Source organism: Methylobacterium organophilum (genome assembly GCF_022533465.1).
In the GTDB taxonomy this organism is placed as follows: domain Bacteria; phylum Pseudomonadota; class Alphaproteobacteria; order Rhizobiales; family Beijerinckiaceae; genus Methylobacterium; species Methylobacterium organophilum.
In genome coordinates this window covers 2,658,744-2,670,396 of the sequence record NZ_CP092848.1, presented here as the reverse complement: position 1 = coordinate 2,670,396, position 11,653 = coordinate 2,658,744, and the positions used below count along the sequence as shown (strand labels likewise).

General features: G+C 68.1%; 11 protein-coding genes. 7 read left to right on the top strand and 4 right to left on the bottom strand.

Going from position 1 to position 11,653, the window contains the following annotated elements; all coding sequences use genetic code 11:
- The first annotated feature begins 7 nt into the window (after window positions 1-7).
- Both MMB17_RS12360 and MMB17_RS12355 read left to right on the top strand, forming a co-directional pair.
- Window positions 8-691 carry an FkbM family methyltransferase gene (locus MMB17_RS12360; protein ID WP_241098960.1) on the top strand — a complete coding sequence of 228 codons (684 nt, stop codon included), beginning with the start codon at window positions 8-10 and terminating at the stop codon, window positions 689-691.
- A gap of 13 nt (window positions 692-704) precedes the next feature.
- Window positions 705-2,078, top strand: coding sequence for a glycosyltransferase (locus tag MMB17_RS12355; RefSeq protein ID WP_241098959.1), 1,374 nt, complete (start codon window positions 705-707; stop codon window positions 2,076-2,078).
- A gap of 66 nt (window positions 2,079-2,144) precedes the next feature.
- On the opposite strand, the gene MMB17_RS12350 is transcribed toward MMB17_RS12355, so the two are convergent.
- The gene (locus tag MMB17_RS12350; protein WP_241098958.1) at window positions 2,145-2,669 is read right to left on the bottom strand and encodes a flavin reductase family protein; all 525 of its coding nucleotides are present in this window, start codon (window positions 2,667-2,669) and stop codon (window positions 2,145-2,147) included.
- Between the two features lie 74 nt (window positions 2,670-2,743).
- On the bottom strand, window positions 2,744-4,138 hold the full coding sequence (locus tag MMB17_RS12345) for an MATE family efflux transporter (protein WP_241098957.1): 1,395 nt from the start codon (window positions 4,136-4,138) through the stop codon (window positions 2,744-2,746).
- A 227-nt stretch (window positions 4,139-4,365) separates the two neighbouring features.
- On the opposite strand from MMB17_RS12345, the gene MMB17_RS12340 reads away from it, so the two are divergent.
- The 3 genes from MMB17_RS12340 (at window position 4,366) to MMB17_RS12330 (ending at window position 7,440) form a co-directional block, all read left to right on the top strand.
- Complete coding sequence (locus MMB17_RS12340; RefSeq protein WP_241098956.1) at window positions 4,366-5,268, top strand: hypothetical protein; 903 nt, start codon at window positions 4,366-4,368, stop codon at window positions 5,266-5,268.
- Window positions 5,269-5,415: 147 nt separating this feature from the next.
- Window positions 5,416-7,101 (top strand): thiamine pyrophosphate-binding protein, encoded by a 1,686-nt coding sequence (locus MMB17_RS12335; RefSeq protein WP_241098955.1) that lies wholly within the window; start codon window positions 5,416-5,418, stop codon window positions 7,099-7,101.
- Between the two features lie 201 nt (window positions 7,102-7,302).
- Window positions 7,303-7,440 (top strand): hypothetical protein, encoded by a 138-nt coding sequence (locus MMB17_RS12330; protein WP_241098954.1) that lies wholly within the window; start codon window positions 7,303-7,305, stop codon window positions 7,438-7,440.
- 18 nt (window positions 7,441-7,458) lie between these two features.
- On the opposite strand, the gene MMB17_RS12325 is transcribed toward MMB17_RS12330, so the two are convergent.
- Window positions 7,459-8,325 carry a branched-chain amino acid aminotransferase gene (locus MMB17_RS12325; RefSeq protein WP_241098953.1) on the bottom strand — a complete coding sequence of 289 codons (867 nt, stop codon included), beginning with the start codon at window positions 8,323-8,325 and terminating at the stop codon, window positions 7,459-7,461.
- Between the two features lie 92 nt (window positions 8,326-8,417).
- The gene (locus tag MMB17_RS12320; protein ID WP_241098952.1) at window positions 8,418-8,867 is read right to left on the bottom strand and encodes a cupin domain-containing protein; all 450 of its coding nucleotides are present in this window, start codon (window positions 8,865-8,867) and stop codon (window positions 8,418-8,420) included.
- A gap of 435 nt (window positions 8,868-9,302) precedes the next feature.
- Between MMB17_RS12320 and MMB17_RS12315 the strand changes: the two genes are divergently transcribed.
- The gene (locus tag MMB17_RS12315; protein ID WP_238311531.1) at window positions 9,303-10,595 is read left to right on the top strand and encodes an O-acetylhomoserine aminocarboxypropyltransferase/cysteine synthase family protein; all 1,293 of its coding nucleotides are present in this window, start codon (window positions 9,303-9,305) and stop codon (window positions 10,593-10,595) included.
- Between the two features lie 59 nt (window positions 10,596-10,654).
- A complete protein-coding gene (gene metA, locus MMB17_RS12310; protein ID WP_241098951.1) occupies window positions 10,655-11,650 on the top strand; it encodes a homoserine O-succinyltransferase MetA in 996 nt (331 codons plus the stop codon).
- Window positions 11,651-11,653: the final 3 nt, after the last annotated feature.

The window sequence follows — 11,653 nt, the reverse complement described above, 5'->3', positions numbered from 1 at the left end:
ATTTGCGATGCATGTCGGTGAGGAATTTGACCGAGCAAAGCATATCATAGAACTCGCACTCAATCCTCACGCCTATATATCTTACTCTCAGTTTGGCGAAGATCTTTTAATAGATATTCTATTTCACGGAAAAACAGATCCTGGTTTTTATGTCGACGTGGGCGCGCACCATCCGAAGAGGCTGTCAAATACCTATCTGTTATACAAAAAAGGCTGGCGCGGCATCAATATTGAGGGCGCCCCGAACCTCATAAAGCTTTTCGAAATTGAGCGCCCCGAGGATATAAATATCCCTGCTTTCGTTTCCGACAAATCCGAAAGCGTCGTTTTCAACCGTTTCAATGATACCGCCGTCAACACCATCTCCGCGGAAAAGAAGGCTTTCTACGCCTCCCGATGGGACATCGTCTCAAGTGAACAGATCACGACGCGACCGCTACGTGAGCTGCTTGATGAGCACATGCCCTCCGGCCGCACGATCGATCTGCTATCCGTCGATGTGGAAGGTGTCGACCTCAAAGTTCTTCAGGGAAATGACTGGAATCGCTATCGCCCGCGCCTCGTCATCGTCGAAGCCGAGAACCTCGATCTCATGCGGGCTGCCGATCACCCGATCGTCGCGTTCCTAGGACAGCAAGGATACAGATTGAGCGAGAAGCTGCACGTTTCGGCTTTCTTCCTGAGAAATTAGGAGACGGAGCCAAATGCTGTCGCCCGAACAGATCATCGGCGCATTCAATACGATCCTTCTCCGCGACCCCGATGGGCCTGAGCAGATCAGGTGGTGGCAGGAGCATGGCATCAATCTTCGACATCTTCGCGACGGCCTGCTGGAATCCGAAGAATATCGCATCATGCGCGACCGCGAACGGATGGCCAAGACCGCCGCATCGCAGAGCTTCGAAACCGCACACCGGCTCATCGAAAAGCATTTCGGTGTCGTCCCTGAGAAGGCATCGGGATCCGCCCCGGCATCCCGGGACATCGCGCGGGCCCTGCGAGGCTTGGTCGAAAGGTCCGTTCCAAGTCTCGTCCTGGCACTCGGTGGCGAGACGGCGGAACAATACGCGTGCTTCCTTGCATCCTGCGCGCAGAGCCCGACCATCGTCGTGAGCAACGCGACAACCGGGGAGTCACCGAGCGGTGTGGTTCGGGTTCCCGTTCCGGATCGCATGCTGCTCCACATCCTCGCCGGAGCCGAGATCACACCGGGACTCGCCGTGCTCGGCGCAGTGAAGCCGGAAGAGGCGCGAACCGCCTATCTGAGCCTGCCGGAAGTCGGCGCGATGATCTGCCTGCCTCCCTTCGATGCGGCCCTACGCGACGCACTCGACGGCGCCAGAGCGCTCGTATGGGGCGATGCCCTCCACATCGAAGGGCACCTGCTGATCACCAAGGCAGTCTGGCCATTCTGCGTCGACTATCCGTCGGCACCGGAGCCGGCAACGGAAACCTTCGGCGGCCCAACGATCGCCCTGGCGGCCATCGTGAAGAACGAGGAGCGGCGCATTGCGAAGATGCTGCGCTCCTGCGCCGGGTTGGTAAGCCACGTCACGCTGGTCGATACAGGCTCGACCGATGGCACCCTCGACCAAGCCCGTGCCGCGCTCGGCGATATGAAGGTGCCCTACAATATCGAGCACATCACCTTCATCGATTTCGCTCAGGCGCGGAATGCCGCGATTGCAGCGGTCCCCTCGTCCTGTGCGTGGATCCTCATGCTCGATGCGGACGAGTTCATCACGCCGACCGATGCACGGCGTCTCGCAGAGCTGACGACGTCCGGTGATGCGGACGCCTACGCACTGCCACGTTACAATCTGTGCGATGAGCTCGGGACACTCGGCCGCTATCCCGATCGACAGGCCCGATTCTTTCGAAACGCGCCCGACAGGCTACACTTTCGCAATCCCGTCCACGAAGCGCTCATCACGGCTGGGCGCCTCGGGTTTCCGCAAGCGAACATGGTGGCAATCGGCGGCTCGATGGGCGGCCCCCACATCCACCATGATGCGAAGATGAGCGTCGACGTGTTCGCCGAGAAATCCGCGTTCTACAAACGCTTATCCAGTCAATGACATCGGACGGCCAGGGAGAGTGAGCGAGGCCCGCTCACCCTCTTCAGCCGACGCGTGCCGCCCGTCCTAAGGCAGCGGCACGCTTCCGAACTGGCCGAGGCGGTAGACGAGCGAGTCGGCCTCCTCGCGGGCGAGGCGCACCTCGCGCACGGCGCCGAGCAGGATCGCGTGGCTGTGGCGCTCGATCACCTCGTCGAGCTCACAATCGATCAGCGCCTGCGCGCCGGCGAGGCCGAAGGCGCCCGAGCGCATCGCGACCCAGTCCGCGCCCTCGTAGCGGGCGGGACCGCGCAAGGCGCCGATCCCGGCGAAGCGCTCGGCCACGTCCTGGTGCTCGGCGCCGAGGACGCTCACGCAGAAATGCCGGCGCCGGGCGATGACCGGCCAGGTCGACGAGGCGCGGTTGACGCAGACGAGCATGGTCGGCGGGTCGACGGAGAGGGAGACGGCGGAGGTGGCCGTCATGCCGACGCGCTCCTCGCCCGTTCCCGCCGTGACGACCACGACGCCTCCGGCCAGGCGGCGCATCGCCATCTTCATCAGCGCCGCGCTCGCGAGCGGATTGGCGATCTCTCTGATCGGAACGTTCATCCCATCGTCCTCCGCTCGCGTCCCCTCGAAGCCGTCCGGTGAAAGGGGGCTTCGCCCCGTCGTCGCCTCGGCCATCACCGCGCCTCCGCCGGCACCGGGCGCCGGGCCGCGTCGCGATGCGGCGCCTCGGCCTCCGCCAGGGCCGCCACCGATTCCAGCACGCGCCGGTCGGCGCGGCGGGCGAGGCGCCGGAAATGGCGGGCCGACCAGAGGAAGGTCGCGAGTTCGGACGCCGCCAGGCCCGTCAAGGCGAAGGGCGCGGGCCGCGTGAGCAGGATCGGGATCATGATCGCGAAACCGAGGATCGCGGCGGCGATGGCCCCCCAGGCGATGGTCCGGAAGGCCGCGGAGGCCTCCAGATACGCGCGGGGGATGGCGTAGAGAAGCGAGATCGTCACCACGCTCCACACGCCGAAGCCGATCCAGTTCATGGGCTCGTGGCTGAAGCGGCCCTTGAACAGGGAATGCTCGATCAGGGGCAGAAGCCCCCACATCGCGGCCCCGTAGACGAGGCAGGCGACGGCGATCACCACGGTGGAGCGCACCACGATCCAGTAGGCGGGGCGCGTCCTGCCCTGAGCGAGCAGCGCCGTGATCTCGGCGAGCACCATGTTGGTGAGCGCGTTGGTGGGGATGCGCAGGGGCGCGAACAGCACCAGGGTCGCGGCGATCGGCGCGTAGCTCGCCGGCCCGACGATCGCGGCGAAGGCGAGGGTCAGCCCCTGCCCCTGCACGGTGATGCTGGTGACGCCGGTGAGCGACCACAGAAGGGTGCGCCACAGGGCGAGATAGCGCCGCCAGAGCGAGCGTCGCAGGGTGAAGCGCAGGGGCCGGCGCAGCGCCAGATAGGACACGCCGATGCCCGCGGCATGGGCGAGGGCGAGCGACAGGAAGGCATGGTCGAGGAGAACGACGTCGCTCCCGTGCAGGCTCGCCAGCGCGAAGACCAGGCCGAGGCCGGCATAGACCGCATCGCTCAAACCCGCGATCCGAGAGGCCTTCCGGGCGAGCAGCACGATGCGCAGGTAGCTGCGGAAGGCGTAGAGGGCGATGAAGGCGCCGGCCGCGAGGGCACCGGAGCCGATGACGGGCACGAGCGCCGCCACGGCGAGGAGGCCCATGCCGAGGGCCACGACGAGGGCGCCCGAGCCGAACACCACGTCGTAGCCGCGCTCGGCCGGACGGCCGAGGCTGCGCGAGAGGAACAGGGTCGCCGGCACCGCGACGAGGGCGCGGATATAGGCGATGCCCACCGCGCCGCTGGTGAACACGATGGCGAACAGCCCGTAATCGTGCTGGCTGAGAGTCCGCACGAGCACGATATTCAGGACGAAATGGAACAGGCTCTGGATCAGCTCGCCCGACAGGATCACGGCGAAGCGGCTTCCGAAGCCGCCACGCCCTCCCGCTGCCGCCGAGGCTTTGGCGGACAGGCGGCCGAGCACGGACGCGGTCAGACTCGCGATCATGCCGAGACGCCCCGCATTGCCTTTCTCTCCTCGCGCCGCCCCGTTCCTCGGGGTTCTGCCGGAGGACCGGATCCCGGGCCCCGTGCCGAACCGATATTGGCCCGCTTATCGGCCCCTAAAGAGCAAGTTCGAGACCCCCTTCAAGGGCACGAACTGTGTGGATCCGACACGGGATCCGTCCCTGTAACGAGACGGTTGTGCCGACCGGGGACGGACGAGGGCGACGCATGACGACGCAAGCTGAAGGTCTTTCCGATGCCATCAAGCCGTCCCCGACGGATCCGGCGCCACGGCGCTCCGTACGCTGCCGGAAGATCGAGGCGCAGGATCTCGATTCCCTGGCGCTCCTGCTGGCACAGGGCTTCCCGGTCCGCGACGCGGCATCCTGGCGCGCGTCTCTCGAACGGATCCACGCCTGGACAAAGGCGGAAGCCCTGCCCGGAATGGGCTTCGTGCTCGCCGAAGGGGACAGGCTGGTCGGAAGCCTGCTGACGGTCTACGCGGCCGGCGGCCGGCGCTGCAGCGTCTCGAGCTGGTACGTGGCCGAAGGCTATCGCCGCTACAGCATGACCCTCGTGAGCGCCGCGTTGCGCGATCGCTCGGTGATCTATCTCAACATCTCGGCGGAGCGCTACACCGCGCCGATCATCAGGGCACAGGGCTTCGTCTGCTACAACGAGGGCGTCGCGCTGGCCGCCCCGCTCCTGGCGCTGCCGCGGTTCGGCGGCGCCGAGGTCCTCTGGGAGACGCCCGACGGCGCGTTCGACCTCGACCCGGCCGAGGTCGCGCTCATGGAGCATCACAGGCGGCTCGGCTGCGTCGCCTTCTGGTGCCTCGCTGGCGGAAAGGCCTATCCCTTCGTGGTGGCGCGGCGGATGGTCCGAGGCCGTCTCCCGATCGCGCAGGTGATCTATTGCGCGGCAGAGACCGACTGGAGGCTCCTGTCGCCGGCGATCGGCCGTGCGCTCGCCCGCCACGGCCTGTTCCTGCTCGTGCTCGACGCGAACGGCCCGGTGCCGGGCCTGCCCAGCCGCTTCCTGCCCGGCCGGATGCCGAAATATTTTCGCGGCACGGAGGCGCCCCGGCTGGGCGACCTCGCCTATACGGAAGCGGCGCTGATCGGGACCTGAAGCGTCCCTCTGCAAATCGTCACGAGCAGAGGCCCTAGCCTCTGCGGCGCGGGATGGCACGGGCAGCGCATCCCATGCCGGAGTTTCGCGGCCGACACGCCGCGCAGGCTCCCAAGGACGGCGCCCACGACCCACCGGATCTCCTCCATGCACGACACAGACGGATCCCAACCCCGCAGCGCCGCCCAGGCGCTCGTCGACCAGCTCGTGGTCAACGGCGTGACCCACGTCTTCACCGTGCCCGGCGAGAGCTTCCTGCCGGTGCTCGACGCGCTCTACGATTCCGGCATCAATGTCACGGTCTGCCGCCAGGAGGGCGGCGCGGCGATGATGGCGGAGGCCCATGGCAAGGCCACGGGCCGGCCGGGCATCTGCTTCGTCACCCGGGGGCCGGGGGCAACCAATGCCTCGGCGGGCATCCACATCGCCCAGCAGGATTCGACGCCGATGATCCTGTTCGTCGGGCAGGTCGAGCGGTCCCTGCGCGACCGCGAGGCCTGGCAGGAGGTCGATTACCGCGCCGCCTTCAGGCCGATCGCCAAATGGGCGACCGAGATCGACCAGGGCGCCCGGGTGCCGGAATATGTCTCCCGCGCCTTCCACGCCGCCACCGGCGGACGGCCCGGCCCGGTGGTGGTGGCGCTGCCCAAGGACATGCTGAAGGAGGCCGCGCCGGGACCGCTGGCGCCCGCCTTCGTTCCGGTCGAGGCCGCTCCGGGGGCTGAGGAGATGGAGCGGCTCGCCGCCCTTCTCGCGGAGGCGGAGAGCCCGTTCCTGCTGCTCGGCGGCAGCCGCTGGAGCACGCAGGCCTATGCGGAGATCCGCAGCTTCGCGGAGCGCTTCGACCTGCCGGTCGCCACGAGCTATCGCCGGCTGCCGCTCTTCGATCCGCTGCACCCGAACTACGCGGGCGATCTGGGGCTCGCCGCCAATCCGAAGCTCGTTGCCCGGGCGAAGGCCGCCGACCTGCTGATCGTCCTCGGCGGCCGCCTCGGCGAGGTCGCGAGCCAAACCTACAGCCTGCTCGAAATCCCGGGGCCGCGGACCCGGCTCGTCCATATCCATCCGGGGCCGGAGGAGCTCGGACGGGTCTACGTGCCCCATCTCGGAATCGTGGCCACACCGACCCGCATGGCCGCCGCCCTGGCGCAGCTCGCGCCGCCCCCCGCGAAGCCCTGGTCCGATCAGGCCCGGGCGGCCCATGCGGAATACCTCGCCTGGAGCGAGACGGCGACGCCGCAGCCGGGCCCGGTCAATCTCGGCGCGGTGATGGTCCATCTGCGCGCGGCGCTGCCCGAGGACGCGATCCTCTGCAACGGCGCCGGCAACTACGCGGCCTGGATCCACCGCTTCTACCGCTTCCGCCGGTTCGCCACCCATCTGGCGCCGACCTCCGGCTCCATGGGCTACGGCGTGCCCGCGGCGGTGGGGATGAAGCGCCTCCACCCGGAGCGGGTGGTGGTCTCCCTCAACGGCGACGGCGACTTCCTGATGAACGGCCAGGAATTCGCGACCGCCGTGCAATACGGGCTCAACATTCTCTGCATCGTCGCGGACAATGCGAGCTACGGCACGATCCGCATGCACCAGGAGCGGGATTTCCCGGGCCGCGTCTGCGCGACCGACCTCGTGAACCCGGATTTCGCCGCCTATGCCCGGGCCTTCGGCGGCTTCGGCGTCACGGTCGAGCGCACGGAGGATTTCCCGGCCGCCCTCGAAGCCGCCCGCGCCTCCGATCAGCCCGCGATCATCCACCTCAAGATGTCCACCGACGCGATCGCACCGGGCATGACGCTCACCGCGATCCGGGAGAAGGCGCTGGCGGTACGGTGAGACGATCCGGAAGCGGGTGGCTCGGCGCGCCGCTTGTAAGCCGATCCCCGCTCCCCTCTCGGAGATGTCGTCGAAGTCTCATACCTGCTGCGCAAGGACGAGCCTGAATCGGCCCTTCGGTTTCGAACCGGGCCGTCCCATCGAATTGATCGACGCACTGGCCGGCATTTCGTCGAGGATGTCCCGTCCCGACGCGTGGAGATGCCGGGCAAGCTCCCGAAGCTGATCTTCGAAGGGCCGATCCGCACCCAGGACGGGCGCTCCCCGCGGGCGCGCACCGTATGGTGGATCGAGGACGAGCCGGTGGCTCACTTCGTGACGGCGGTGCCGCTCACCTGAGCGGCCACCGCGCCCTCCTCACCCGAGCCTGTGATGCGCGAAGTCCCAGTAGAGCTGGCGGGCGCGGCGGAAGAGCGGGCCCGGCTCGAAGCGGATCTCGTCGAGGCCGATGACCGGGGCGACCTTGGCGAAGTTGCCGGCGGTGAAGACCTCGTCGGCCTGGAGGAAATCCGCGTAGGCGAGCGTCTTCTCCACCACCGTGACGCCGTCGCAGCGCAGGAGGTCGATCACCCGCGCCCGGGTGATGCCGGCGAGGAAGGTACCGTTGGGAACCGGCGTGTAGACCACCCCGTCCTTGGCGAAGAAGGCGTTGGCGTTGGCGAACTCGGCGATGTTGCCGAGCCCGTCGCGCATCAGGCAGTTGCCGAAGCCTCGCGACAGGGCCTCCGTAAGCGCCCGGGCGCCGTTGGGGTAGAGGCAGCCCGCCTTGGCATCCACCGGCGCCACCTCGATCGAGGGGCGGCGGAAGGGGGAGAGCGTCGCCTTGACGCCCGAAGGCAGCGGCATCGGCGCGTGATACAGGCAGAGGCACCAATTGGTGGACTCGGGATCGAAGCGCACGCCGCCGGCGAAGCCCGATTCCGCCCAGTACATCGGCCGGATGTAGAGCTCGGCCCCGTCGGGGAAGCGGGCGAGCCCCTCGCGCACGAGGGCGTCCCATTCCGCGACGCTCAGCTTGGGCTTGAGCCCCAGGGCCGTGGCGGAGCGGTTGACCCGGGCGAGGTGCCGGTCGAGGTCGGGCGTCACCCCCTCGAAGGCACGGGCCCCGTCGAAGACCGTGGAGGCGAGCCAGGCGCCATGCGTGCGCGGCCCCATGATCCGCACGTTCCCCGGGTGCCAGGCGCCCTCGAAAAAGGTCCAGGTGTCCGGGTCCGGTGCCGTCATGGCGCAATTTCTCTCACGCTTGCCCGGCCGAGCCGCGACGGCTTCGGCCTCCTGCCGCGCCCGAGAGGCCCGGGCGCAGCGGACGTCGCCGATCAGGCCGCTTCGGTGGCGCCGATCTGGAAGCCGCCGGCAGTGGCGGGCTTGCGCCTCAGCATCCGGCCGATCCGGCCGATCGCGCGCAAGGCGAAGCCGACGACCTTGGGCGTGGTGCGGCGGCAGAAGGCGACCTTCTTGACGTAGGTCTCGACGTGCCAGTCGCACACCGCCCCGCGGGGCAGGAACAGCACGTCGCCCGGCCCGAAGGTCCTGGCCGGATTATGGCCGTCGGAGATCGTGGCCGAACCTTCGAGGAAGTAGATCGTCTCGTCGATCTCGTAGATCCACTGGAACTTGCCCGCCGTGCAGTCCCAGACCAGGGTGCTGGCGAGGCCGTCGTCGCTGCGCGAGAGCGTCGCGTTGCGGGCGATCGGCGTCCCCTCGCGGATCCAGCTCGGCTCGATCGGGGCCGACCTCAGTTCCACGGAGGTCACGGAAGGAATCATCGGTTTCGTCGCCAAGGCCACCCTCCTTTGCGGATGAAGGCAGCGCTCGGAACCATCCGAAAAGCTGCTTCGCGAGAAAGAGCGGGAATCTTCACCCAGCACAAGTGCCGGTGAAGCACATCATTAACGCGATCACAGAAAATCTGCGATCGCACCGCGCGATTGTACTGTTTTCGCCATTATTGACCTGTGCCCCTGCGGGACATCTGTTTCACCGCGGGATGGAAATCCGCATTCGCGCGTGGGGCCTTCGACCTCAGCCTTGTCTGCCGCGCGAGGGCGTTCGCCTCGGGCGGGGCGTTTCCGTAGGGGAAATCCCGCGCCGCGCCCTTTCACCACGTTCCGAAACCGGTCGTCTCCATTTGATACGGCAGGTGCTGGTGTGTGCCTTGCTGTGAAGGCCATCGAGCCCTGCGCCCGGAGGCGAATCGTCCCATGCGTCCCGAAACCATCGCCGTCCATGCCGGCTTCGAGCACGATCCGACGACGCATGCGGTGGCGGTGCCGATCTACCAGAGCGTGGCCTACGCCTTCGACAGCGCCGACCATGGCGCGGCCCTGTTCAACCTCGAGGAGGAAGGCTTCCGCTACAGCCGGATCGCCAACCCCACGGTCGCGGTGCTGGAGCGGCGGGTCGCGGAGCTGGAAGGCGGCCACTCGGCATTGGCCGTGGCCACGGGCCAGGCGGCGCTGCACTACGCCATTGCGACGCTCGCGGACCATGGCGGCAACATCGTCTCCGTGCCGCAGCTCTACGGCACCACCCACACGCTGCTCGCCCATGTGCTTCCGCGCCAGGGCATCCGGTGCCGCTTCGCCGAGAGCGATGCCCCGGAGGCGATCGCCGCGCTGATCGACGACGACACCCGCGCCGTCTATTGCGAGTCGATCGGCAACCCCGCCGGCAACATCTGCGACATCGAAGCGCTCGCCGCCGTCGCGCATGAGCGGGGCGTACCGCTGATCGTCGACAACACCGTGCCGACCCCGATCCTGATGCGGCCGATCCGATACGGCGCCGACATCGTCATCGCCTCGCTCACCAAGTTCATGGGCGGCCACGGCACCACCCTGGGCGGCGTCATCGTCGATTCCGGCCGGTTCGACTGGGCGGCGCAGGCGCGACGCTTCCCGATGTTCTCGACGCCGGACGTCTCGTATCACGGCCTCGTCTACACGGATCATTTCGGCCCGGGCGCCTTCGCGGCGCGGGCGCGCAGCGTCTACCAGCGCACCACCGGGGCGGTGCTGCCGGCCATGAGCGCATTCCTGCTGCTCCAGGGCATCGAGACCGTGGCTCTGCGCGTCGAGCGGCACGTGGAGAACGCGCGCAAGGTGGCCGAATTCCTGCGCGCGCATCCCGGCATCGCCTGGGTGAACTATGCCGGCTTCCCGGACAGCCCGCATCACGCCATGGCGCAGAAATACCTGAACGGCCAGGGCTCGTCGCTGCTGACCTTCGGCGTGCATGGGGGCTTCGAAGCGGGGAAGGCGTTCTACGACGCGCTCACCCTGGTGAAGCGCCTCGTGAATATCGGCGATGCCAAGTCGCTCGCCTGCCACCCGGCCTCGACAACCCACCGCCAGATGACGCGCGAGGAGCAGCGCCTGGCCGGTGTCTTCCCCGAGATGATCCGGCTCAGCGTCGGCATCGAGCATATCGACGACATCACCGAGGACCTCGACCAGGCGCTGCGTGCTGCCGAGACCAGGGGCCGCACGGCCTGAGGTTTCTTACGCGAGCGAGAGCGCCCCGGAGCCGCGCGAACCATCCAGGAGTATATCCCATGCTGGGTCACGGACTGCCCCGTCCCGCCTCCGCGACCGGCGAGGATGACACCGGCACGGCTCTGCCGAGCGTCGCGGCGGAGATCCCGGCGCGCCCCCTGAGGATCGGGCTCCTGAACAACATGCCGGATGCCGCTTTCGTGCAGACCGAGCGGCAGTTCCGCCGCCTGATCGGTCCGGAGGCGAGCCTTGCGCTCTTCGCCTTCCTCGGCCCGCCCCGGGGCGACACGATCGCGGCGCATCGCGACGCGCATTACGCCGCGCACGAGGCGCTTCCGGCCGCCGGCCTCGATGCCCTCGTCATCACTGGAAGCGAGCCGAGGCTCGCCCGGCTGGAGGAGGAGCCCTTCTACGAGCCCCTGAGCGCGGTGGTGGACTGGGCCGCCGGCCACACGGTCTCGACCCTGTTCTCCTGCCTCGCCGCCCACGCGGCGGTGCTGCACCTGCACGGCATCCGCCGCAAGCCGCTCCCGACCAAGTACTCGGGCGTCTATGCCTGCCAGACGACGGCCGGGCATCCCCTGCTCGCCGGCCTGCCGGAGACGGTGGCGGTGCCCCATTCCCGCTGGAACGACCTCGACGAGGCGGATCTGATCGCCCAGGGCTACACCGTGCTGCGCCGCTCGGACACGATCGGCGTCGACCTGTTCGTGCGGGACGCCGGCAGCCTCTTCGTCTTTCTCCAGGGCCACCCTGAATATGACGGGGACGGCCTTGCCCGCGAGTATCGCCGGGATGTCGGTCGCTTCCTGGACGGTACGCGGGAGACCTGCCCGGAGCAGCCGGAGAACTACTTCACGCCGGAGGCCGCCATCCGCCTCGAAGCCTTCGCGAAGCGGGCGCGTGCCCGGCGCGACCCGACCCTGTTTTCGGCCTTTCCCGGCCTCGCCGAGGCGCCCCCGCTCCCCGCCACCTGGCAGGCGCCCGCGGCCCAGTTCTTCCGCAACTGGCTTGCCTGCGTGGCGGCGCGCCGGGCCAATGCGGCGACGGCCTGAGCC